Annotated in this window: 25 protein-coding genes; 23 read left to right on the top strand and 2 right to left on the bottom strand. The window is 71.8% G+C overall.

The genetic code is table 11. The features are described 5' to 3' along the window. Positions 1-193 precede the first annotated feature (193 nt). Positions 194-2,113, top strand: coding sequence for an ATP-dependent zinc metalloprotease FtsH (gene ftsH, locus ACFV2S_RS13620; protein WP_385557425.1), 1,920 nt, complete (start codon positions 194-196; stop codon positions 2,111-2,113). Between the two features lie 43 nt (positions 2,114-2,156). On the opposite strand, the gene ACFV2S_RS13615 is transcribed toward ftsH, so the two are convergent. Then, a complete protein-coding gene (locus tag ACFV2S_RS13615) occupies positions 2,157-2,882 on the bottom strand; it encodes a methyltransferase domain-containing protein (RefSeq protein ID WP_385557422.1) in 726 nt (241 codons plus the stop codon). A 375-nt stretch (positions 2,883-3,257) separates the two neighbouring features. On the opposite strand from ACFV2S_RS13615, the gene ACFV2S_RS13610 reads away from it, so the two are divergent. The 17 genes from ACFV2S_RS13610 to ACFV2S_RS13530 all read left to right on the top strand — a co-directional run bounded on the left by ACFV2S_RS13610 (position 3,258) and on the right by ACFV2S_RS13530 (position 16,301). Then, positions 3,258-3,851: a hypothetical protein gene (locus ACFV2S_RS13610; RefSeq protein ID WP_030690647.1), complete on the top strand. Its 594-nt coding sequence runs from the start codon at positions 3,258-3,260 to the stop codon at positions 3,849-3,851. 154 nt (positions 3,852-4,005) lie between these two features. Beyond that, positions 4,006-4,449, top strand: coding sequence for a 30S ribosomal protein S16 (gene rpsP, locus ACFV2S_RS13605; protein ID WP_015036470.1), 444 nt, complete (start codon positions 4,006-4,008; stop codon positions 4,447-4,449). A 2-nt stretch (positions 4,450-4,451) separates the two neighbouring features. Further along, positions 4,452-4,691, top strand: a complete 240-nt coding sequence (locus tag ACFV2S_RS13600; protein ID WP_020868149.1) for an RNA-binding protein — start codon at positions 4,452-4,454, stop codon at positions 4,689-4,691. Positions 4,692-4,803: 112 nt separating this feature from the next. Further along, the gene (gene rimM, locus ACFV2S_RS13595; protein ID WP_385557415.1) at positions 4,804-5,382 is read left to right on the top strand and encodes a ribosome maturation factor RimM; all 579 of its coding nucleotides are present in this window, start codon (positions 4,804-4,806) and stop codon (positions 5,380-5,382) included. Next, positions 5,379-6,200, top strand: coding sequence for a tRNA (guanosine(37)-N1)-methyltransferase TrmD (gene trmD, locus ACFV2S_RS13590; RefSeq protein WP_385557412.1), 822 nt, complete (start codon positions 5,379-5,381; stop codon positions 6,198-6,200). The genes rimM and trmD overlap by 4 nt, the downstream gene beginning before the upstream one ends. A 127-nt stretch (positions 6,201-6,327) precedes the next feature. Further along, on the top strand, positions 6,328-6,678 hold the full coding sequence (rplS, locus tag ACFV2S_RS13585; RefSeq protein WP_015036473.1) for a 50S ribosomal protein L19: 351 nt from the start codon (positions 6,328-6,330) through the stop codon (positions 6,676-6,678). Between the two features lie 69 nt (positions 6,679-6,747). Then, a complete protein-coding gene (gene lepB / locus ACFV2S_RS13580) occupies positions 6,748-7,566 on the top strand; it encodes a signal peptidase I (protein ID WP_385557408.1) in 819 nt (272 codons plus the stop codon). Further along, positions 7,559-8,584, top strand: coding sequence for a signal peptidase I (gene lepB, locus ACFV2S_RS13575; RefSeq protein WP_385557405.1), 1,026 nt, complete (start codon positions 7,559-7,561; stop codon positions 8,582-8,584). The genes lepB (ACFV2S_RS13580) and lepB (ACFV2S_RS13575) overlap by 8 nt, the downstream gene beginning before the upstream one ends. Continuing rightward, positions 8,517-9,452: a signal peptidase I gene (gene lepB / locus ACFV2S_RS13570; RefSeq protein ID WP_385557753.1), complete on the top strand. Its 936-nt coding sequence runs from the start codon at positions 8,517-8,519 to the stop codon at positions 9,450-9,452. Before lepB (ACFV2S_RS13575) ends, lepB (ACFV2S_RS13570) begins: the two co-directional genes overlap by 68 nt. A gap of 74 nt (positions 9,453-9,526) precedes the next feature. Next, complete coding sequence (gene lepB / locus ACFV2S_RS13565) at positions 9,527-10,294, top strand: signal peptidase I (RefSeq protein WP_385557402.1); 768 nt, start codon at positions 9,527-9,529, stop codon at positions 10,292-10,294. Continuing rightward, the gene (locus ACFV2S_RS13560; protein ID WP_385557399.1) at positions 10,291-10,833 is read left to right on the top strand and encodes an NUDIX hydrolase; all 543 of its coding nucleotides are present in this window, start codon (positions 10,291-10,293) and stop codon (positions 10,831-10,833) included. The genes lepB (ACFV2S_RS13565) and ACFV2S_RS13560 overlap by 4 nt, the downstream gene beginning before the upstream one ends. A 55-nt stretch (positions 10,834-10,888) precedes the next feature. Beyond that, positions 10,889-11,197 carry a DUF2469 domain-containing protein gene (locus ACFV2S_RS13555; RefSeq protein ID WP_005311352.1) on the top strand — a complete coding sequence of 103 codons (309 nt, stop codon included), beginning with the start codon at positions 10,889-10,891 and terminating at the stop codon, positions 11,195-11,197. 134 nt (positions 11,198-11,331) lie between these two features. Further along, a complete protein-coding gene (locus ACFV2S_RS13550) occupies positions 11,332-11,697 on the top strand; it encodes a YraN family protein (RefSeq protein WP_385557396.1) in 366 nt (121 codons plus the stop codon). Next, positions 11,697-13,310 carry a YifB family Mg chelatase-like AAA ATPase gene (locus tag ACFV2S_RS13545; RefSeq protein ID WP_385557393.1) on the top strand — a complete coding sequence of 538 codons (1,614 nt, stop codon included), beginning with the start codon at positions 11,697-11,699 and terminating at the stop codon, positions 13,308-13,310. Before ACFV2S_RS13550 ends, ACFV2S_RS13545 begins: the two co-directional genes overlap by 1 nt. Next, complete coding sequence (gene dprA, locus ACFV2S_RS13540; protein ID WP_385557390.1) at positions 13,307-14,605, top strand: DNA-processing protein DprA; 1,299 nt, start codon at positions 13,307-13,309, stop codon at positions 14,603-14,605. Before ACFV2S_RS13545 ends, dprA begins: the two co-directional genes overlap by 4 nt. A 239-nt stretch (positions 14,606-14,844) precedes the next feature. Further along, entirely contained in the window at positions 14,845-15,681 is an 837-nt protein-coding gene (gene whiG / locus ACFV2S_RS13535; protein ID WP_352020826.1) for an RNA polymerase sigma factor WhiG, read from the top strand. A 53-nt stretch (positions 15,682-15,734) separates the two neighbouring features. Beyond that, positions 15,735-16,301 carry a TetR/AcrR family transcriptional regulator gene (locus ACFV2S_RS13530; protein WP_383668254.1) on the top strand — a complete coding sequence of 189 codons (567 nt, stop codon included), beginning with the start codon at positions 15,735-15,737 and terminating at the stop codon, positions 16,299-16,301. A 55-nt stretch (positions 16,302-16,356) separates the two neighbouring features. Here the strand turns inward: ACFV2S_RS13530 and ACFV2S_RS13525 are convergent, their stop codons facing one another. Then, positions 16,357-16,818, bottom strand: a complete 462-nt coding sequence (locus ACFV2S_RS13525; RefSeq protein ID WP_385557386.1) for a M23 family metallopeptidase — start codon at positions 16,816-16,818, stop codon at positions 16,357-16,359. Between the two features lie 255 nt (positions 16,819-17,073). Between ACFV2S_RS13525 and rpsB the strand changes: the two genes are divergently transcribed. The 5 genes from rpsB to ACFV2S_RS13500 all read left to right on the top strand — a co-directional run bounded on the left by rpsB (position 17,074) and on the right by ACFV2S_RS13500 (position 21,583). Then, the gene (rpsB, locus tag ACFV2S_RS13520) at positions 17,074-17,961 is read left to right on the top strand and encodes a 30S ribosomal protein S2 (RefSeq protein ID WP_190106905.1); all 888 of its coding nucleotides are present in this window, start codon (positions 17,074-17,076) and stop codon (positions 17,959-17,961) included. A gap of 102 nt (positions 17,962-18,063) precedes the next feature. Then, positions 18,064-18,900 (top strand): translation elongation factor Ts, encoded by an 837-nt coding sequence (gene tsf / locus ACFV2S_RS13515; RefSeq protein WP_385557383.1) that lies wholly within the window; start codon positions 18,064-18,066, stop codon positions 18,898-18,900. 163 nt (positions 18,901-19,063) lie between these two features. Then, positions 19,064-19,828, top strand: coding sequence for a UMP kinase (gene pyrH / locus ACFV2S_RS13510; protein WP_385557380.1), 765 nt, complete (start codon positions 19,064-19,066; stop codon positions 19,826-19,828). Positions 19,829-19,922: 94 nt separating this feature from the next. Further along, a complete protein-coding gene (gene frr, locus ACFV2S_RS13505; RefSeq protein ID WP_026057589.1) occupies positions 19,923-20,480 on the top strand; it encodes a ribosome recycling factor in 558 nt (185 codons plus the stop codon). Further along, positions 20,480-21,583, top strand: coding sequence for a phosphatidate cytidylyltransferase (locus tag ACFV2S_RS13500; protein ID WP_385557376.1), 1,104 nt, complete (start codon positions 20,480-20,482; stop codon positions 21,581-21,583). Before frr ends, ACFV2S_RS13500 begins: the two co-directional genes overlap by 1 nt. Positions 21,584-21,597: the final 14 nt, after the last annotated feature.

The raw sequence follows: 21,597 nt of genomic DNA, 5'->3' as shown, positions 1-21,597 counted from the left end.
GCCGCGCCCCCCCCGTACGCACATCCGCCTCCCCACTATATAAAACAACTCTGTGTCCGGCCCGCGGGGGGGGGGGGGCGGGGGTCCGGCGGCGCCCCCCCCCCCCCCCCTTCTCACTCCTCCGGGCCGCCCGCGATGCCCGGTTCGTCCCGCTCTTCGATACTGGGGCCACTGCCGCCCCGAGGAGAGCCACGTGGCCAACCCCGTACCCCCGCGCGACCGGACCGACCAGCCCTGGCGCTCGGAAGGGGCTCCGCCGCCCCCGCCGCCGAAGAAGCGGATGCCGGGGAGCTGGGGCAGCCTCATCCTGACCGCGCTCGTCGTCTACCTGCTGGCCAACATCGTGCTGTCGTTCTTCAACGAGGGCGACGGGCCGACGATCTCCTACACCGAGTTCGACAAGCAGGTCGCCGCCGGGAACGTCACGAAGATCTACTCCAAGGGCGACGCGATCCAGGGGCAGCTGAAGAACAAGCAGCCGGTCCCCGACGGCGACGGCGACTACACCAAGTTCCAGACCCAGCGGCCCGCCTTCGCCGACGACGACCTGTGGGCGCAGCTGTCCAAACAGAACGTGGTCGTCACCGCCGAGCCGGTCGTCAAGGAGCGCAGCTTCCTCGTCAACCTCCTGATCTCCCTGGCGCCGATGCTGCTGCTCGTCGTGCTCTGGGTGTTCATCGCCCGCCGGATGAGCGCCGGCATGGGCGGCGCCGGCGGCATGCTCGGCCGCAAGCAGCCCCCGAAACCCGTCGAGCTGGAGGGCGGCACGCGCACCACCTTCCAGGACGTCGCCGGCATCGACGAGGTCGAGGGCGAGCTCAACGACGTCGTCGACTTCCTGAAGAACCCCCAGGCCTACCGCGCGATGGGCGCCAAGATGCCCCGCGGCGTGCTCCTGGCAGGCCCTCCCGGCACCGGCAAGACGCTGCTCGCCCGGGCCGTCGCGGGCGAGGCGGGGGTGCCGTTCTTCTCCGCCTCCGCCTCCGAGTTCATCGAGATGATCGTGGGCGTCGGCGCCTCCCGGGTCCGCGAACTCTTCGCCGAGGCGCGCAAGGTCGCCCCCGCGATCATCTTCATCGACGAGATCGACACCATCGGCCGGGCCCGCGGCGGCGGCTCCGGGATGGGCGGGCACGACGAGCGCGAGCAGACCCTCAACCAGATCCTCACCGAGATGGACGGCTTCACCGGCTCCGAGGGGGTCATCGTGCTCGCCGCCACCAACCGCGCCGACGTGCTCGACCCGGCCCTCACGCGGCCGGGCCGCTTCGACCGGATCGTCCACGTCAACCCGCCCGACCGCGGCGGCCGCGAGGCCATCCTCAAGATCCACACCCGGGAGATCCCGCTCGCCCAGGACGTCGACCTGGAGCACGTGGCCCGGACCACCCCCGGCATGACCGGTGCCGAGCTGGCCAACCTCGCCAACGAGGCCGCCCTCCTCGCGGTCAAGCGCGACCAGAAGGCCGTCACCCAGTCCGATCTGTCCGACGCCCTGGAGAAGGTCCAGCTCGGTGCCGAACGGCCGCTCGTGATGCCCGAGGAGGAACGCCGCCGCACCGCGTACCACGAGAGCGGGCACGCCCTGCTGGGCATGCTCCAGCCGGGCGCCGACCCGGTCCGCAAGATCACCATCGTGCCGCGCGGCCGGGCCCTCGGCGTCACCCTGTCGACCCCCGACGCCGACAAGTACGCCTACACCGAGGACTACCTGCGCGGCCGGATCATCGGCGCCCTCGGCGGCATGGCGGCCGAGCAGGTCGTCTTCGGCGTCATCACCACCGGTGCCGAGAGCGACCTCGAACAGGTCACCGGCATCGCCCGGGGCATGGCGGGCCGCTGGGGCATGAGCGAGCGCGTCGGCCGCCTCACCGCCATCCCGAGCGACGCCCAGCAGGCGTACGGGCTCTCGGCCGCCCCCGCGACCCTCGACACCGTCGACGAGGAGATGCGCCGCATCGTCGACGAGTGCTACGAGAGCGCGGTGCGGCAGCTCCGCGAGCACCGCGACAAGCTGGACGCCCTCGCCGAGGCACTCCTGGCGAACGAGACCCTGGAGGAGGACGCGGCCTACCGCGCCGCGGGCATCCCGCGGATCAAGAAGGAGCTCTGAAGGGGCTCACGCGGTTCACGCGCCCCGGCGTCCGGCGCCGGGCTCACCGCACGCGCGCGACGACGTACCGGAACACGTTCGGCATCCACACCGTCCCGTCCGCGCGGACGTACGGAGCGAGCGCCTCCTCGATCTCCTTCTCCACCTGCGAGGGGTCCGTCGCCCTGACCGCCTCGTCGAAGGCGCCCGTCGAGAGCAGCCCGCGCACCGCGCTGGACTCGTCCGCGTACCCGAAGGGGCAGGCCACCCGGCCCGAACCGGCCGGCCGCAGTCCCGCCCCCGCCACCAGGGCGTCCAGATCCGGTCCCGGCACCGGCCCGCGGTCCGCGAGCCGGGTCGCGACCCGCAGCACCGGTTCCGTGGCGCACCGCTCCGGCGGCCCCCACCCGGCGAGCACGACCGCCGCGCCCGATTGCGCCGTACGGGTGAGCGCCCGGAGCTCCGGGAGGACCCGGTCGGTCGCGTGGAAGGCCGTGATCACGTCGTACGGAAGGTCCTCCGGGAGCTCCTCCGTGACCGTGACGCCCTCCGGCAGCCGCTCCCTGGCCAGCTCCACGCGCGCGTGGTCCCGGTCCGCGCCGGCCACCCGCGCGCCCCGTGCCGCCGCCATCAGGAGGGCCAGGCCGGAGCCGCAGCCCAGGCCGAGCAGCCGGGATCCCGCGCCCACGCCGAGGCGGTCGTACACCGCCTCGTAGAGCGGGACCAGCATCCGTTCCTGGATCTCGGCCCAATCGCGCGCGGGGTGGTGCGGGACGAGCGTAGGTGTCATGGAAAAGCGCCCCAATCCGTGCTCGGACGACAGCCCCCCGTAGTCAGGGAACTGCGCATCCCCGGCCGCGTCCAGTGCTCGCGCCGGACGGATTCGTCCGGGAGAGGGGCGGTGCGCCGCCCCGCGTCCGCACCGGGTAGTGTCCTCGCACACATCCCCGGGCCGCTCCGGCCCCACGGGGGGCGCACGTACGACGGCCACGCGCCGGGGCGTATGCGCCACTACACACCGGCTTGACGTCCCCTGCGTGACTTCTCCGCAGATCGGCGCACTGGACCGCGTCCCGACACATCAACGGCAACTGACGGGTACGTGCAAAATATTTGGGATGCCCCGGAATGGAACCCGGGGGCACTCCGGCTCGTTGTACGCGACGTGAGCACGACACCCCCTGTTCTCGCCGCAGAGCTGGCACAGGCGTGGGCCGACATTCAGCGGCACCACCCCGAGCTGCCCGATCTTGCCGCGCCCGAGTCCCTGATCGGAGAATCCTCGTCCGCCTGCGGCGCCGAGCTCTCCTTCGAACGACTGCTCCACGAGGCAGTCCACGGCATCGCCGCCGCCCGAGGTGTCCGCGACACCTCCCGGGCCGGCCGCTACCACAACCGCAGATTCCTCGCGATCGCCGAGGAGATGGGCCTCGACCATCCCGAGGAGCCGCACGCCAGCAGCGGCTTCTCCCTGGTCACGCTCAACCCCGAGGCCAGGCGCCGCTACCGGCCCACCATCGAGCGGCTCCAGCGCGCCCTCAAGGCCCACACGGTCGCCACGGCCGCCGACACCAAGCGCTCCTTCCGCGGACCGGCCGCCCGGCACGGTTCCTCGGGCGGCGGCGTCCGCGTCAAGGCCGTCTGCGACTGCGGGCGGAACGTGCGCGTGGTGCCCTCGGTGCTGGCCCAGGCCCCGATCGTCTGCGGCGGCTGCGGCAAGCCCTTCCGCATCCCCGAGACAGTGGGCGCCGCCAACTGAGTCGGCGGCGTGTGGCACAATGGCTAGCTGTACTCGACAGTCGCACAGGACCCCTCTCTCCTCCGGCTGACGCGTCCATCGGGCATCCGAGTACCGCAACCCCACGTGGCATCTCAAGTGCCCAACCACGTCAAGACCAGGAGACACCACTCCAGTGGCAGTCAAGATCAAGCTCAAGCGCCTCGGCAAGATCCGCCAGCCGCACTACCGCATCGTCGTCGCCGACTCGCGCACCCGTCGTGACGGTCGCGCGATCGAGGAGATCGGCCTCTACCACCCGACGTACAACCCGTCGCGTATCGAGGTCGACTCCGAGCGTGCGCAGTACTGGCTGTCCGTCGGCGCCCAGCCGACCGAGCCGGTTCTCGCCATCCTGAAGCTCACCGGCGACTGGCAGAAGCACAAGGGTCTGCCGGCCCCCGAGAAGGCTCTGCTCGTCCCCGCCACGAAGGAGGCGAAGCGCGCCTCGTTCGACGAGTTCGCGAAGACCCTCGAGGGCGGCGACGACAAGGGTGAGGCCATCACCCCGAAGGCCAAGAAGGCCGACAAGAAGGCGGACGAGGCCGAGGCCGCGTCCACCGAGTCGACCGAGGCCTGATCATGCTCGAGGAGGCTCTCGAGCACCTCGTGAAGGGCATCGTCGACAACCCCGACGAGGTGCAGGTCGCCTCGCGCAACCTGCGCCGGGGCCGCGTGCTGGAGGTCCGGGTCCACCCCGACGACCTCGGCAAGGTGATCGGCCGCAACGGCCGCACCGCGCGTGCGCTGCGCACCGTCGTGGGTGCCATCGGCGGCCGGGGGATCCGCGTCGACCTCGTCGACGTGGACCAGGTCCGCTGAGCAGGTCGGCAGCATCACCTTGAGTTGTGCCGGCACGGGCCGGGGAGGGCTGAAGAGCCCACCCCGGCCCGTTGTCGTACGTACGAGCTGTGTGACAGGAGAGTGTGGAGCAGTGCAGTTGGTAGTCGCGCGGGTCGGCCGCGCCCACGGGATCAGGGGCGAGGTCACCGTCGAGGTGCGGACGGACGAGCCGGAGCTCAGGCTCGGCCCCGGTGCCGTACTGCTCACCGACCCGGCCTCCGCCGGGCCGCTCACCATCGAGTCCGGCAAGGTCCACAGCGGCAGGCTGTTGCTGCGCTTCGAGGGCGTCCGCGACCGCAACGCCGCCGAGGCCCTGCGCAACACCCTCCTCATCGCCGAGATCGACCCCGAGGAACTGCCGGAGGAGGAGGACGAGTACTACGACCACCAGCTCATGGACCTCGACGTCGTCCTCGCCGACGGCACCGAGATCGGCCGGATCACCGAGATCTCCCACCTGCCGTCCCAGGACCTCTTCATCGTCGAGCGGCCCGACGGCACCGAGCTGATGATCCCCTTCGTGTCGTCGATCGTCACCGAGATCGACCTGGAGGAGCAGCGGGCCGTCATCGACCCGCCGCCCGGCCTGATCGACGACCGCGCCGAGATCGTCTCCTCCCGGGACGACGGCGAGGCGTCCGGCGACGAGTCCGCCGGGGAGCCGGCATGAGGCTCGACGTCGTCACGATCTTCCCCGAGTACCTGGAACCGCTGAACGTCTCCCTCGTCGGCAAGGCACGCGCGCGCGGGCAGCTCGACGTCCACGTGCACCACCTGCGCGACTGGACGTACGACCGGCACAACACGGTCGACGACACCCCGTACGGCGGCGGGCCCGGCATGGTCATGAAGACCGAGCCCTGGGGTGACGCGCTCGACCAGACGCTCGCCGACGGCTACGAGGCCGGCGCGCACGGGCCGGTCCTCGTCGTCCCCACCCCCAGCGGCCGTCCCTTCACCCAGGAGCTCGCCGTCGAGCTCTCCGAGCGGCCCTGGCTGGTCTTCACGCCGGCCCGCTACGAGGGCATCGACCGCCGGGTCATGGACGAGTACGCGACCCGGATGCCCGTCTACGAGGTCTCCATCGGCGACTACGTCCTCGCCGGCGGGGAGGCCGCCGTCCTCGTCGTCACCGAGGCCGTCGCCCGCCTGCTGCCCGGCGTCCTCGGCAACGCCGAGTCCCACCGGGACGACTCCTTCGCCCCGGGCGCCATGGCCAACCTCCTCGAGGGCCCCGTCTACACCAAGCCCCCCGAGTGGCGCGGCCGGGGCATCCCCGACGTCCTCCTCAGCGGGCACCACGGGAAGATCGCCCGCTGGCGGCGCGACGAGGCCTTCCGGCGCACCGTCGCCCACCGGCCCGACCTCATCGAGCGCTGCGACCCCTCCGCCTTCGACAAGAAGGACCGCGAGATCCTCTCGATGATGGGGTGGGCGCCCGAGCCCGGCGGCCGATTTTGGCGCAGGGTCGAGGGCGTGGAAGAATAGGCCGCTGTCGTCCGTCCGGCGCGCGCCCCTGCCACAGGGGGAACGACGCCGCCAGAAACGGACGACGCTCCGAATCATTCGAACGTACCGCTGATGACCTGTGGCATCAGCGAGGAAAGAGACCTCCATGGCCTCCCTGCTCGACCAGGTCAACGCGGGTTCGCTCCGCTCCGACCTCCCCGCCTTCCGTCCCGGCGACACCGTGAACGTCCACGTGCGCGTCATCGAGGGCAACCGCTCCCGTATCCAGCAGTTCAAGGGCGTCGTCATCCGCCGCCAGGGTTCGGGCGTCAGCGAGACCTTCACGGTCCGCAAGGTCTCGTTCTCCGTCGGCGTCGAGCGCACCTTCCCGGTGAACAGCCCGATCTTCGAGAAGATCGAGCTCGTGACCCGCGGTGACGTCCGTCGCGCCAAGCTCTACTACCTGCGCGAGCTGCGCGGCAAGGCTGCCAAGATCAAGGAGAAGCGCGACCGCTGAGCCCCGGCTCCCGGCACGCCTCCTGCTTCCGACTCCCCGCACAGACAGGCCGGATAGGCTCTGCCAGCGATGGACACCGAAGCACAGCACACGGAGCGCGATCCCTCTTCCGACACGGAGGAGGGGTCGCGCTCCGCGCGCGTTCCCGACGATTCCGGGCGGGCCTCCGAGGACTCCGCGTCCGGTCCCGAGGAGTCCGGCGGGGCCTCCTCCTGGCGCCGCACCGCCCTCGTGGGCGGCGTCTTCGTGACGTTCCTGCTGCTCCTGAGCCACTTCGTGATCCAGCCGTTCCTGATCCCCAGCCGGTCGATGGAGCCGACGCTCCAGGTCGGTGACCGGATCCTCGTGAACAAGCTGGCGTACCGTTTCGGCAGCGAGCCCGCCCGGGGCGACGTCGTCGTCTTCGACGGCACCGGCTCCTTCGTACGGGAGCAGCCCGCGGGCAATCCGGTCACCGGACTCCTGCACGACGGCGCGGCCGCCCTCGGCCTCGCCGAGCCCGACGAGACCGACTTCGTGAAGCGGGTCGTCGGCGTCGCCGGCGACCGGGTCGTCTGCTGCGACAAGGACGGCCGGCTCACCGTCAACGGCGTCCCCGTCCAGGAGTGGTACGTGAAGCTCGGCGACCGGCCGTCCAGCGTGCCCTTCGACATCGTCGTCCCGCAGGACAGGCTCTGGGTCATGGGCGACCACCGCAGCCAGTCCAGCGACTCCCGCGACCACCTGGGCGACCCGGGCGGCGGCATGGTCCCCGTCGACAAGGTCATCGGCCGCGCCGACTGGATCGCCTGGCCCTTCGGCCGCTGGTCCACCGTGCAGGAGACCGACGCCTTCGACGCCGTACCGGCCGCGCCGGCCGGCGGGCACGGAGCGGGAGCCCATGGGTAGCCGCGGCCGTCCGCCCGGCGGGTCCGCGCAGGACGCCGAGGCCGGACAGGGAGCCGCCAGGCCCGGACGGGCCGAGCGGCGCAGGCTGGCCCGCAGGGTCCGCCGGCGTCGGCAGCGCTCCGCGCTCCGCGAGATCCCGATCCTGATCACCGTGGCCGTGCTCATCGCGCTGGTCCTCAAGACGTTCCTGGTCCAGGCGTTCGTCATCCCCTCCGGCTCCATGGAGCAGACGATCCGCATCGACGACCGGGTCCTCGTCGACAAGCTCACGCCCTGGTTCGGCTCCCGCCCGCAGCGCGGCGACGTCGTCGTCTTCAAGGACCCCGGCACCTGGCTCCAGCAGGAGGCCGCGCCGCCCGCCGACGACCCCATCGGCGTCAAGCAGGTCAAGCAGGCCCTGACCTTCATCGGGCTGCTGCCCTCGGCAGACGACCGGGACCTGATCAAGCGGGTCGTCGCCGTCGGCGGCGACACCGTCCGCTGCTGCGGCGCGGACGGGCGGATCAGCGTCAACGGCGTGCCGCTGGACGAGCCGTACCTGCATCCCGGGAACCCGCCGTCCAAGATCCCCTTCGAGGTGAAGGTCCCGGAGGGCCGGATCTTCGTCCTCGGCGACCACCGCTCCGACTCGGCCGACTCCCGCTACCACCTCGACGAGGAGGGCCACGGCACCGTCTCGGAGGAGCAGGTCGTGGGGCGTGCCGTGGTGATCGCCTGGCCCTTCGGACACTGGCGCGGCCTGGAGGAACGGGACACCTTCGCCGGTGTACCGGACGCCCGTGCGAGTTCCGCTGCCGCATCCGGTCTGTCGCATAGTGTGTCCCAGCGGAATCTGAACGGATTGCCCGGGCTCCCGACCCCTGCGGAACTTCTGCTCGTTATGGGAGTGGCGGGCCTGTCCCTGACCCGGGGCGGGCGTTCGCACGGACTGAGGAGTGGATGTGGGGGATTTGGCCGTCGGCGCACGATCCGGACACGATGGACCCGAGAAGAGGGCCGACGGGGCCTTCGGCGATGACACGACGGGTGACGACGTGACGGGTGACGGGCAGGCGCAGCCGCCGAACGGCGGCACGCCGGGCGAGGACGGCGACGGCGCGGCGAGCGGCTCCGGCCAGGCCCCGAAGAAGCAGCGTTCCTTCTGGAAGGAACTGCCCCTCCTCGTCGGCATCGCCCTGGTGCTCGCCCTGCTGATCAAGACCTTCCTGGTGCAGGCGTTCTCGATCCCCTCGGAATCGATGATGAACACCCTCCAGAAGGGCGACCGGGTCCTCGTCGACAAACTGACGCCCTGGTTCGGCTCCGAGCCCGAGCGCGGCGAGGTCGTCGTCTTCCACGACCCGGGCGGCTGGCTGGAGGGCCAGGAGACCCCCAAGCCGAACGTCGTGCAGAAGTTCCTCAGCTTCATCGGCCTCATGCCGTCCGCCGAGGAGAAGGACCTCATCAAGCGCGTCATCGCGGTCGGCGGCGACACCGTCTCCTGCAAGGAGGGCGGCAAGGTCGTCCTCAACGGCGTCGCGCTGGACGAGAGCGCGTACCTCGCCCCCGGCGCGGTGCCCTGCCAGGACTCCTTCGGCCCGATCAAGGTCCCCAAGGACCGCATCTGGGTCATGGGCGACAACCGCCAGAACTCCCTGGACTCCCGCTTCCACCAGCAGCTCCCCGGCGGCGGCACCGTCTCCAACGACGAGGTCGTGGGCCGCGCCGTCGTGATCGCCTGGCCGGTCACCCGCTGGGCCACGCTCCCCATCCCCGAGGTCTTCGACCAGCCGGCGCTCGACAAGGCCATGGCCGCGGTCCCGGCCGGGGCGGCCGGTCTCGCCGGAGCGCTCCCGCTCGTGCTGTGGCGCCGGAAGAAGCAGGCCGCACGGCATACCGCCGAGTAGCGACCCGCGGGTAGGGTGCCGTCCCGGACCGTCGACAGGGCTACGGTCCGCCGACAGACCTACGGGGTGCGCACATGAGCGGAACCATACGGACCAAGGGCGGCCACGGCCGCCTCGGCAGCGTGCTGTCGGGGCTGGCCGTGGCCGTCGGCTGTGTGCTCTTCCTCGGCGGATTCGTCTGGGGAGCCGTGCTCTACCAGCCGTACACCGTCCCCACCGACTCCATGACCCCGACCCTGGCCGTCGGGTCCAAGATCCTCGCGCAGCGGATCGACGGCGACGAGGTGCGGCGCGGTGACGTCGTGGTCTTCGACGACCCCGTCTGGAACTCCGGGCCCATGGTGAAGCGGGTCGCCGCCGTCGGCGGCGACACCGTCGCCTGCTGCGACCGGGACGGGCGGCTCACCGTGAACGGCCGGCCCGTCGACGAGCCGTACCTGCGGCCCGGGATCGGCGGCCGCACGGTGGCCTCGGGCGAGGACTTCTCGGTGACCGTCCCCGAGGGCAACCTCTTCCTGCTCGGCGACGACCGGCACACCTCGCTGGACTCCCGCTCGCACATGGAGGAGGCCGGAAAGGGCTCCGTGCCGCGCTCCACGGTCCTCGGCAGGGTCGACGCCGTCGTCTGGCCCGCCGAGGGCCTCCTGGCGCCCCCCGAGGGCTTCGCCGACCTCCCGGGCGGCATCTCGCGGCCGGGACCGTTCACGGCGCTCCTCACGGCCGTCGCGGCCGGCACGGCGCTGATCCTCGTGGGAGCCGCGTACGGGCCCGTGGCGAGCCGTCTGACCGGGCGCCGCTCCGGCGGGCCGCGGCCGGACGCACGGGAGAAGGTGGGGGCATGACGGACACGGGAGGCCCGGAGGCCGCTCCGGGGCGGGGGCACCCGGCGGAGCCCCCACGGCGGCGGGTCGCCCGCGTCGTGCTGCTCGATCCCGACGACCGCATCCTGCTCCTGCACGGCTACGAGCCCGAGGACCCGGGCGAGACCTGGTGGTTCACCCCGGGCGGCGGCCTGGAGGGCGACGAGACCCGGGAGGAGGCGGCGCTGCGCGAACTCGCCGAGGAGACCGGCATCACCGAGGTCGACCTCGGCCCGGTGCTCTGGAAGCGGTACTGCTCGTTCCCCTTCGACGGGCGCCGCTGGGACCAGGACGAGTGGTACTACCTGGCCCTCACCCGCGGGACCGAGGCCGCGCCCCGGCCGCAGGCCCTCACGGAACTGGAGACCCGCAGTCTCGCGGGCCTGAGATGGTGGACCTCCGCCGAACTGTCGGCGGCGCGTGAGACGGTGTACCCGACCAGACTCGCCGAGCTGCTCCAGGCGCTGCTCGACGAGGGACCTCCGAGTGTGCCGGTGGTTCTCGCCCCGGAAATCGTTTAGGGGCGCGTACGACTGGCGCACAATAGGGGGACGCACGGCTGAAGGGGAACATGCCATGAGCGCCGAGGACCTCGAGAAGTACGAGACCGAGATGGAGCTGAAGCTCTACCGGGAGTACCGCGACGTCGTCGGGCTGTTCAAATACGTGATCGAGACCGAGCGGCGCTTCTACCTCACCAACGACTACGAGATGCAGGTGCACTCGGTGCAGGGCGAGGTCTTCTTCGAGGTCAGCATGGCTGACGCCTGGGTCTGGGACATGTACAGGCCCGCCCGGTTCGTCAAGCAGGTCCGCGTCCTGACCTTCAAGGACGTGAACATCGAGGAGCTCAACAAGAGCGACCTCGAACTTCCCGGCAGCTGAGCCCGCCCGCTTCCCCTCCCCGGAGGGGAGATCACCCCCAGGGGTGACGAGGTTCTCCACAGCCTCCCGGCCGTCCACAGCGCCGCACGCGGCCCGCCACGCTCCGTCACAGTCGGTGACGGAGGTGGTACCGCATGAACAGGACCCAAGCCCTCGGACGGTACGGGGAGGAGCTGGCGACCCGCCGGCTCACCGCGGACGGCATGCACATCCTCGCCCGCAACTGGCGCTGTGGCCGGAGCGGCGAGATCGACATCGTCGCCCGGGACGGCGACACCCTCGTGATCTGCGAGGTCAAGACCCGGCGCGACGGCGTCTACGAGCACCCGATGGCCGCCGTCACGCCCCGCAAGGCCGAGCGGCTCCGACGCCTCGCCGCCTGCTGGCTCGACCGCAACGACACCCCGGCGCCCGCCGGCGGCGTCCGCATCGACCTCGTCGGCATCGTGCTGCCGCGCAAGGGCGCCCCCGTCCTCACCCACGCGCAGGGGGTGGCCTGATGGGGTTCGCCCGCACCTGCTCCGTCGCCCTCGTCGGCGTCGAGGGCGTCGTCGTCGAGGTCCAGGCCGACCTCGAACCCGGAGTCGCCGCCTTCACCCTCGTCGGCCTCCCCGACAAGAGCCTCAGCGAGAGCCGCGACCGGGTCCGCGCCGCCGTCGTCAACTCCGGTGCCGAATGGCCCCAGAAGAAGCTGACCGTCGGCCTCAGCCCGGCATCCGTCCCCAAGGGGGGCTCGGGATTCGACCTCGCCGTCGCCGCCGCCGTCCTCGGCGCGGCCGAGCGGATCGACCCGCGGGCCATCGCCGACCTCGTCCTCATCGGTGAACTCGGCCTCGACGGACGCGTCCGGCCCGTCCGCGGTGTCCTGCCGGCCGTCCTCGCCGCCGCCGACGCCGGATACCGCCAGGTCGTCGTCCCCGAACAGACCGCCGGTGAGGCCTCGCTCGTCCCCGGCGTCTCCGTCCTCGGCGTCCGCACCCTCCGCCAGCTGATCGCCGTCCTCACCGACGAACCCGTCCCCGACGAGGAGGCCGCCGAGGATGGCCGGCCCGACGCGATGCTCGCCGGGCTCCTCGTCCCCGGCGCCGGGATCGGCACCGGACTCGCCGCCGGGCCCGCCGAGGGGCCCGACCTCGCCGACGTCGCCGGGCAGCGGCGGGCCCGCCTCGCCCTGGAGGTCGCCGCCGCGGGCGGCCACCACCTGCTCCTCTCCGGCCCACCCGGCGCGGGCAAGACGATGCTCGCCGAGCGTCTCCCCGGCATCCTCCCGCCCCTCACCCGGCAGGAGTCCCTGGAGGTCACCGCCGTCCACTCGGTCGCCGGCATCCTCCCGCCCGGGGAACCCCTGGTCCGCAGCGCCCCCTACTGCGCGCCCCACCACTCCGCCACCATGCAGTCCCTCGTCGGCGGCGGGAACGGCCTCCCCAGGCCGGGCGCCGTCTCCCTGGCCCACCGCGGGGTGCTGTTCCTGGACGAGGCCCCGGAGTTCTCCGGCAAGGCGCTCGACGCGCTGCGCCAGCCCCTCGAATCCGGACACGTCGTCATCGCCCGCGCCGCCGGCGTCGTCCGCCTCCCCGCCCGCTTCCTCCTCGCCCTCGCCGCCAACCCCTGCCCCTGCGGCCGGCACACCCTCCACGGCGCCAGCTGCGAGTGCCCCGCCTCCGTCGTCCGCCGCTACCAGGCGCGCCTGTCCGGACCCCTGCTCGACCGCGTCGACCTGCGCGTGGAGGTCGAACCCGTCACCCGCGCCGACCTCCTCGGACAGGGCGGCCGGGGCGAGAGCACCGCCACCGTCGCCGCCCGCGTCCACGAGGCCCGGGACCGGGCCGCCGGACGCCTCGCCGACACCCCGTGGCGGGTCAACAGCGAGATCCCCGGACACGAGCTCCGCACCCGCCACCTCGCCGCCCCCGGAGCCCTCGCCGCCGCCGAACGGGACGTCGAGCGCGGACTGCTCACCGCCCGCGGCCTCGACCGGGTGCTCCGCGTCGCGTGGACCGTCGCCGACCTCACCGGGCACGACCGGCCCGACAGCGGGGACATCGCCCTCGCCCTCGAACTGCGCACCGGCGTCGCCCGCGGCGTGCCCGTCGGAGCGGGGGAGCACGCATGACCGCGACACGAGGGCCCGCGGCAACCGGCCCGGAGGCAACCGGGCCCGACGCCCCTGGGCCCGACGTTCCCGGATCTGGCGTTCCTGGAGTCGACGGGCCCGAGGGGCCGGACCCCGACGTGCCGGGGCCCTTCCGGTCCGAACCGGAGCGGGAGCGGCTCGCGCGCGCGGTGCTCAGCCGATCCGTCGAGCCCGGTGACGAACACGCCGGGCGGTGGCTCCGCCGGTACGGCGCGACCGGGTTCCTCGACCGCCTCCTCCACGCCGGGGACGACAGCTCCTCCTTCCCCGGCACCGGAGCCACCCGCGTCGCCTCGTGGCGGCGACGCGCCACCGCCGCCCGGCCCGGGCACGACCTCGACACCGTCCACGGCCTCGGCGGACGTTTCCTCGTCCCGGGCGACACCGAGTGGCCGCGTCAACTCGACGACCTCGGCGACGCCCGCCCCGTCGGCCTCTGGGTGCGCGGTCCGGCCGACCTGCGCACCTGGGCGCTGCGCTCCGTCGCCCTCGTCGGCGCCCGCGCCTGCACCCCGTACGGCGCCCACACCGCGGCCGACCTCGCCGCGGGCCTCAGCCGCCAGGGCTGGGTCGTCGTCTCCGGCGCGGCCTACGGCATCGACGGCGCCGCCCACCGGGGTGCCCTCGCCGCCGGCGGGGCCACCGTCGCGGTCCTCGCCTGCGGCGTCGACACGCCGTACCCCCGCGGCCACGACCGGCTCATCCGGCGCGTCGCGGAACAGGGCCTCGTCGTCGGAGAGCTGCCACCCGACAGTCACCCCACCCCCAGCCGCTTCATCCTCCGCAACCGCGTCATCGCCGCCCTGACCCGCGGCACCGTCGTCGTCGAGGCGCAGCACCGCAGCGGCTCCCTCGTCACCGCCCGTGCCGCCGCACGGCTCGGGCGCCACACCATGGGCGTCCCCGGCCCCGTGACCAGCGCGCTCTCCGCCGGCGTGCACGAACTGCTCCGCGGCGACGCCACTCTGGTCACCGACGCCGACGAGATCGTCGAACTCGTCGGCGACATCGGCCAGCTCGCCCCCGCACGCCGTGGCCCCGTCCTGCCCCGCGACCTCCTCGCCCCCGCCACGGCGCACGTCCTCGAAGCCGTCCCGGCCCGTGGCCCCACGCCCACCACCGTCATCGCACGACGGGCCGGAACCACCCCGGACGACACCCTCGCCAAGCTGTACGAACTCCACTCGCTCGGCTTCGTCGAGCGGCGGGGGGAGGGATGGCGGTTGACGAACACCGCGACAGAAGCGTCGAACGCGCGGCGAGGCGGTACTTGACCTGGAGCATTCGGGTGAAAGGGTGATGAGGATGAACAGACCCGTTCTCTCGGTCGCACCCGGGGGGCCGACACGCGTCACGGCCCGGGTTCGAAGATGTGGCCGACGGCGTCCACCCGGAGCGGCGCGATCCGCCGATGTTCGCGCACCGCGACAGCGCACTCACGCTACGCTCACCAGACTTCCCTACAGGACCACCGCACCGACACACCCGAAACCAGAACGGCTCAAGGCAACGCATGCCCCAGCACACCTCCGGGTCTGACCGCGCTGCGGTGCCCCCAGCGGCTCGGGGCACCGTGCGACCGCCCGCGCCGACCTCGCTCGACGAGCTGTGGCGCTCGTACAAGGACACCGGCGACGAGCGGCTGCGGGAGCAGCTGATCCTGCACTACTCGCCGCTCGTGAAGTACGTCGCCGGCCGGGTCAGCGTGGGGCTGCCGTCCAACGTGGAACAGGCCGACTTCGTCTCCTCCGGGGTCTTCGGCCTCATCGACGCCATCGAGAAGTTCGACGTCGAGCGGGCGATCAAGTTCGAGACGTACGCGATCACCCGCATCCGCGGCGCCATGATCGACGAGCTCCGCGCCCTGGACTGGATCCCGCGCTCCGTCCGCCAGAAGGCCCGCAACGTCGAGCGCGCCTACGCCACCCTCGAAGCCCAGCTCCGCCGGACCCCCTCCGAGAGCGAGGTCGCCGCGGAGATGGAGGTCACGCTGGAGGAACTGCACGCGGTATTCAGCCAGTTGTCCCTGGCGAACGTCGTCGCCCTGGAGGAGTTGCTGCACGTCGGCGGCGAGGGCGGTGACCGGCTCTCCCTCATGGACACCCTGGAGGACACCGCCGCCGACAACCCCGTCGAGATCGCCGAGGACCGCGAGCTGCGCCGGCTGCTCGCCCGCGCCATCAACACGCTCCCCGAGCGGGAGAAGACCGTCGTCACGCTCTACTACTACGAGGGCCTCACCCTGGCCGAGATCGGCCATGTCCTCGGCGTCACCGAGAGCCGCGTCAGCCAGATCCACACCAAGTCCGTCCTCCAGCTCCGCGCCAAGCTGGCCGACGTCGGCCGCTGACCCTTGCGGGCCGGTCGTAGAGTGGAGCCGTGCCCAGGATTCGAGCGGCCTCCGTGGCCGAGCACCGGACCATGCAGCGCGGCGCCCTCCTGGACGCCGCGCGTTCCCTGCTGTCCGAGGGCGGTACGGAGGCGCTGACCTTCCCCGCACTCGCCGAGCGCACGGGCCTCGCCCGCTCGTCGGTCTACGAGTACTTCCGGTCCCGCGCGGCCGTCGTCGAAGAGCTGTGCGCCGTCGACTTCCCCGTCTGGGCCGCCGAGGTCGAGGCGGCCATGGCCGGCGCCGAGACGCCGGGCGGCAAGGTCGAGGCGTACGTCCGCAAGCAGCTGGACCTCGTCGGGGACCGGCGTCACCGGGCGGTCGTCGCCATCTCGGCGAGCGAACTGGACGACGGCGCCCGCGAGAAGATCCGCGCCGCCCACGGCGGCCTCGTCGCCATGATCGTCGAAGCCCTCGCGGCCCTGGGCCAGCCCCAGCCCCGCCTGGGCGCCATGCTCCTCCAGGGCGTCGTCGACGCCGCCGTCCGCCGCATCGAGCTCGGCGCGGCCGAGGACCCGGCGGACATCGCCGAAGCGGCCGTCACGATGGCCCTCCACGGCGTCACGGGTCCTTCGGCCTAGGGCCTGCCTCTCGGATCGTGCCCGGCTCGCGGGGCCCTGGGTCCCGTCCCCCGGATCACCCCTCCCGGCCCCCGTCGAGCGGAAGCAGCCGTGAGGGGGCTCTCCTCGTCAGGAGCAGGGGGTTCAGATACTCCTCACCCCGCAGCAGGCCCCAGTGGAGGCAGGTCGCGGCGCAGTGGGCGCCCTCCGCGACCTCGGCGATCGGGGTGCCCGGCGCGACCCGGGTGCCGGGCGGTACCAGCGGGGTCACCGGGGTGAACGTCGTGCGGAGCGGGGGCGTACCCGTGCCCGGGAGGGTGAGGGACACGGCGCCGCGTCCGCCCACCGGGCCCGCGAAGGTCACCGTGCCCGCGGCGGGGGCGAGGACCGGGGTGCCCGGGGGTGCGGCGAGGTCGACGCCGCGGTGGCCCGCGGCGTACGGGCCGGGCGGGGGCTCCCAGCCGCGGACGATCTCCGGCGGGGGCGGGCCCACCGGCCAGAGCAGGGTCAGGGTCGCGAGCAGGATCGTCAGATGCATGAGGAAAGCGTTCCCCGGATGATCGATTCGTTCCGGTAGCGGACGGTATCTGTGGACTACCAGCCGGTTGTGGACAGTGCCGTCACCCGGCGCTCCCGGGGTCCCGTACACTTCCTATGGCGACTCGGGTCACCGGGTCGACTTCGCACGCCCCGCCACCAGTCCTCGCGGCGGGTGGCAGCGCCTTTCGGTCCTTCGTGGCACGGCGCGCCGGGGCGTCAGGAACACAAAACCGAGAAAACCAAGGAGATGGCCATGGCCGTCGTCACGATGCGGGAGCTGCTGGAGAGCGGCGTCCACTTCGGTCACCAGACCCGTCGCTGGAACCCGAAGATGAAGCGCTTCATCTTCACCGAGCGCAACGGCATCTACATCATCGACCTGCTCCAGTCGCTGTCGTACATCGACCGCGCCTACGAGTTCGTCAAGGAGACCGTCGCGCACGGCGGCTCCATCATGTTCGTCGGTACGAAGAAGCAGGCCCAGGAGGCCATCGCCGAGCAGGCGACGCGTGTCGGCATGCCGTACGTCAACCAGCGTTGGCTCGGTGGCATGCTCACCAACTTCTCCACCGTCTACAAGCGTCTGCAGCGCCTCAAGGAGCTCGAGCAGATCGACTTCGAGGACGTCGCCGCCTCGGGTCTCACCAAGAAGGAGCTCCTGGTCCTCTCCCGCGAGAAGGCCAAGCTGGAGAAGACCCTCGGTGGTATCCGCGAGATGCAGAAGGTGCCGAGCGCCGTCTGGATCGTCGACACCAAGAAGGAGCACATCGCCGTCGGTGAGGCGCGCAAGCTCCACATCCCGGTCGTCGCGATCCTCGACACCAACTGCGACCCCGACGAGGTCGACTACAAGATCCCGGGCAACGACGACGCGATCCGCTCCGTCACCCTGCTCACCCGCGTGATCGCCGACGCCGTCGCCGAGGGCCTCATCGCCCGCTCCGGCGCCGCGACCGGCGACTCGAAGCCGGGCGAGAAGGCCGCCGGCGAGCCCCTCGCCGAGTGGGAGCGCGACCTGCTCGAGGGCGAGAAGAAGGCCGACGAGGCTGTCGAGGCCCCCGCCGCCGAGGCCCCCGCCGCCGAGGCCGCTCCGGCCGAGGCCGCCGCCGAGGCTCCGGCCGCGGACGCCGAGCAGGCCTGACCCTTCAGGACCTTCGGGTGACGACGGCGGGGGCCCACGAAGCCCCCGCCGTCCACCCGTGGACCCGCCCGATCTTTCAGACTTCGAGAGAGAAACAGACTCATGGCGAACTACACCGCCGCTGACGTCAAGAAGCTCCGCGAGCTCACCGGCGCCGGCATGATGGACTGCAAGAAGGCCCTGGACGAGGCCGACGGCAACGTCGACAAGGCCGTCGAGGCGCTCCGTATCAAGGGCCAGAAGGGTGTCGCCAAGCGCGAGGGCCGCTCTGCCGAGAACGGTGCCGTGGTCTCCCTCATCGCCGACGACAACACCTCGGGCGTCCTCGTCGAGCTGAAGTGCGAGACGGACTTCGTCGCCAAGGGTGACAAGTTCCAGGCCGTCGCCGCCCAGCTGGCCGAGCACGTCGCCGCCACCGCCCCGGCCGACCTGGAGGCGCTGCTCGCCTCCGAGATCGAGGCCGGCAAGACCGTGCAGGCGTTCGTCGACGAGGCCAACGCCAACCTCGGCGAGAAGATCGTCCTGGACCGCTTCGCGCAGTTCGCCGACGGCTTCGTCTTCGCGTACATGCACCGCACGATGCCGGACCTCCCGCCGCAGATCGGTGTCCTCGTCGAGTTCGACAAGGCCGACGCCGACGTCGCCAAGGGTGTCGCGCAGCACATCGCCGCCTTCGCGCCGAAGTACCTCACCAAGGAAGACGTTCCGGCCGAGGTCGTCGAGACCGAGCGTCGCGTCGCCGAGGAGACCACCCGCGCCGAGGGCAAGCCCGAGGCCGCGATCGCCAAGATCGTCGAGGGTCGCGTCAACGGCTTCTTCAAGGACGCCACGCTGCTCGGCCAGCCGTACGCCCTGGACAACAAGAAGTCCGTCCAGAAGGTCCTGGACGAGGCCGGTGTCACCCTGAAGCGCTTCACCCGCATCAAGGTCGGCATCTGAGTCCGTACGCGAACGCGACGGACGCCGGACCCCGGTAGGGTCTGAGGCAGTCGTCCGCGCACGCGCAGGACGACCGCAGATCTGACGAGGAGGCCATTGCCGTACGGGATACCGCGAGGACCCAAGGCAATGGCCTCCTTCGTATGTGCACGAGGAGATCTCCATGAATCAGGGCGCCGTACAGGGCGACGACAACAACGGCAAGCAGGCCGGCCGCTACATGCTGAAGCTGTCCGGAGAAGCCTTCTCCGGCGGTACCGGCCTGGGCGTCGACCCCGATGTCGTGCACGCCATCGCGCGTGAGATCGCGGCGGTCGTCCGCGACGGCGCGGAGATCGCGATTGTGATCGGCGGCGGCAACTTCTTCCGTGGCGCCGAGCTCCAGCAGCGCGGCATGGACCGGGCCCGCTCCGACTACATGGGCATGCTCGGCACCGTGATGAACTGCCTCGCCCTCCAGGACTTCCTGGAGAAGGAGGGCATCGACTCCCGCGTCCAGACCGCCATCACCATGGGCCAGGTCGCCGAGCCGTACATCCCGCTCCGCGCCGTGCGCCACCTGGAGAAGGGCCGTGTGGTCATCTTCGGCGCGGGCATGGGCATGCCGTACTTCTCCACGGACACCACCGCCGCCCAGCGCGCCCTGGAGATCGACGCCGAGGCCCTGCTCATGGGCAAGAACGGCGTGGACGGCGTCTACGACTCCGACCCGAAGCGCAACCCCGACGCGGTCAAGTTCGACGCGCTCGAGTACGGCGAGGTGCTCTCCCGCGACCTCAAGGTCGCCGACGCCACCGCCATCACCCTGTGCCGGGACAACAACCTCCCGATCCTCGTCTTCGAACTGCTCGCCGAGGGCAATATCGCTCGCGCGGTGAAGGGTGAGAAGATCGGCACGCTCGTGAGCGACCAGGGCACCCGGGCCTGACCCGAACCGGGGAACCGCCCCGCAAGGGGCTGGACAGAGCCCTGCCGGTCGTACACCGTGCAGGACACAACGCGACGACACGCAGGAGCATGTGGTGATCGAAGAGACTCTCCTCGAGGCCGAGGAGAAGATGGAGAAGGCCGTCGTGGTCGCCAAGGAGGACTTCGCCGCGATCCGCACCGGCCGTGCGCACCCGGCGATGTTCAACAAGATCGTGGCCGACTACTACGGTGCCATCACCCCCATCAACCAGCTGGCGTCCTTCTCCGTCCCGGAGCCGCGCATGGCCGTGGTGACGCCGTTCGACAAGAGCGCGCTGCGCAACATCGAGCAGGCCATCCGGGACTCGGACCTCGGCGTCAACCCGAGCAACGACGGCAACATCATCCGCGTGGTGTTCCCGGAGCTGACCGAGGAGCGCCGCCGGGAGTACATCAAGGTCGCCAAGGGCAAGGCCGAGGACTCGAAGATCTCGATCCGCTCGGTGCGCCGCAAGGCCAAGGAGACCATCGACAAGCTCGTCAAGGACGGCGAGGTCGGCGAGGACGAGGGCCGCCGCGCCGAGAAGGAGCTCGACGACACCACCGCGAAGTACGTCGCGCAGGTGGACGAGCTGCTCAAGCACAAGGAAGCCGAGCTGCTCGAGGTCTGATGAACGACTCTTCCTGGGGGGCCCCGGCCGGTTCCGGCCGCGGGGGACCCGACCAGGGGCCTGCCCCGGCGGGTCCCGCATACGATCGGCATCAGGCGGCGCAGACTCGGCCCATGCCCATCGTGCCCGACGTTCCCGCCGGCGGATTCCAGGACGGTCACGGCCGGGGGGCCGCTCACCCGAGCGGTCCCCTGTTCCGTGACGAGACGCCGCACGAGCACCCGCAGGAGCCCATGTCCAGCCCCACTCCGCCTCCGCCGCCCGCGCCGCCGGCGCCGCGGCAGAAGAAGAGCGCCGGGCGCAACCTGGGCGCGGCCATAGGGGTCGGAGTCGGACTCGGCGCGGTCATCATCGCGTCGCTGTACATCTGGGCACCCGCGTTCGTCGGAGTGATAGCGGTCGCCGTGGTCGTCGGCCTCTGGGAGCTCACCTCCCGCCTCCAGGAGCGCAAGGGGATCAAGGCGCCGCTGGTCCCGCTCGCGGTCGGCGGCGCGGCGATGGTCGTCGCCGGCTACGTCCGGGGCGCCGAGGGCGCCTGGGTGGCGATGGCCCTGACGGCGCTCGCGGTGCTCGTCTGGCGGATGACGGAGCCGCCCGAGGGTTACCTCAAGGACGTCACGGCGGGAGTCTTCGCCGCGTTCTACGTGCCGTTCCTGGCGACGTTCGTGGCGATGCTTCTGGCCGCGGACGACGGGCCGGAGCGGGTGCTGACGTTCCTGATCCTGACCGTGGTCAGCGACACCGGGGCGTACGCGATCGGCTGGCGCTTCGGCAAGCACAAGCTGGCCCCGAGGATCAGCCCCGGCAAGACCCGCGAGGGCCTGGTCGGCGCGGTGACGTTCGCGATGGCGGCGGGCGCGCTGTGCATGCAGTTCATGATCGACGACGGCGTCTGGTGGCAGGGCCTGATCCTCGGTCTGGCGGTGGCGGCGAGCGCGACGCTCGGCGACCTCGGCGAGTCCATGATCAAGCGCGACCTGGGCATCAAGGACATGGGCACGCTGCTGCCGGGCCACGGCGGCATCATGGACCGGCTGGACTCGCTGCTGCCGACGGCACCGGTGGTGTGGCTGCTGCTGGCACTGTTCGTCGGAACGGCTTGACGGACAACGGGTAC

Source organism: Streptomyces sp. NPDC059695 (genome assembly GCF_042733785.1).
Classification (GTDB): Bacteria; Actinomycetota; Actinomycetes; order Streptomycetales; family Streptomycetaceae; genus Streptomyces.
The sequence above is the reverse complement of the archived record's forward strand: the minus strand, read 5'-3'. Positions and strand labels throughout refer to the sequence as shown.

Bases quoted from the DNA above. Each gene is read 5' to 3' on its own strand.
- trmD (WP_385557412.1), top strand. From the start codon at position 5,379: ATGAGGCTCGACGTCGTCACGATCTTCCCCGAGTACCTGGAACCGCTG.
- whiG (WP_352020826.1), top strand. From the start codon at position 14,845: ATGCCCCAGCACACCTCCGGGTCTGACCGCGCTGCGGTGCCCCCAGCG.
- ACFV2S_RS13525 (WP_385557386.1), bottom strand. From the start codon at position 16,818: ATGCATCTGACGATCCTGCTCGCGACCCTGACCCTGCTCTGGCCGGTG.
- rplS (WP_015036473.1), top strand. From the start codon at position 6,328: ATGGCCTCCCTGCTCGACCAGGTCAACGCGGGTTCGCTCCGCTCCGAC.
- lepB (WP_385557405.1), top strand. From the start codon at position 7,559: ATGGGTAGCCGCGGCCGTCCGCCCGGCGGGTCCGCGCAGGACGCCGAG.
- tsf (WP_385557383.1), top strand. From the start codon at position 18,064: ATGGCGAACTACACCGCCGCTGACGTCAAGAAGCTCCGCGAGCTCACC.
- ACFV2S_RS13555 (WP_005311352.1), top strand. From the start codon at position 10,889: ATGAGCGCCGAGGACCTCGAGAAGTACGAGACCGAGATGGAGCTGAAG.
- lepB (WP_385557408.1), top strand. From the start codon at position 6,748: ATGGACACCGAAGCACAGCACACGGAGCGCGATCCCTCTTCCGACACG.
- rpsB (WP_190106905.1), top strand. From the start codon at position 17,074: ATGGCCGTCGTCACGATGCGGGAGCTGCTGGAGAGCGGCGTCCACTTC.
- lepB (WP_385557402.1), top strand. From the start codon at position 9,527: ATGAGCGGAACCATACGGACCAAGGGCGGCCACGGCCGCCTCGGCAGC.
- dprA (WP_385557390.1), top strand. From the start codon at position 13,307: ATGACCGCGACACGAGGGCCCGCGGCAACCGGCCCGGAGGCAACCGGG.
- ACFV2S_RS13545 (WP_385557393.1), top strand. From the start codon at position 11,697: ATGGGGTTCGCCCGCACCTGCTCCGTCGCCCTCGTCGGCGTCGAGGGC.
- pyrH (WP_385557380.1), top strand. From the start codon at position 19,064: ATGAATCAGGGCGCCGTACAGGGCGACGACAACAACGGCAAGCAGGCC.
- ACFV2S_RS13500 (WP_385557376.1), top strand. From the start codon at position 20,480: ATGAACGACTCTTCCTGGGGGGCCCCGGCCGGTTCCGGCCGCGGGGGA.
- ACFV2S_RS13560 (WP_385557399.1), top strand. From the start codon at position 10,291: ATGACGGACACGGGAGGCCCGGAGGCCGCTCCGGGGCGGGGGCACCCG.
- ACFV2S_RS13615 (WP_385557422.1), bottom strand. From the start codon at position 2,882: ATGACACCTACGCTCGTCCCGCACCACCCCGCGCGCGATTGGGCCGAG.
- ACFV2S_RS13550 (WP_385557396.1), top strand. From the start codon at position 11,332: ATGAACAGGACCCAAGCCCTCGGACGGTACGGGGAGGAGCTGGCGACC.
- ACFV2S_RS13600 (WP_020868149.1), top strand. From the start codon at position 4,452: ATGCTCGAGGAGGCTCTCGAGCACCTCGTGAAGGGCATCGTCGACAAC.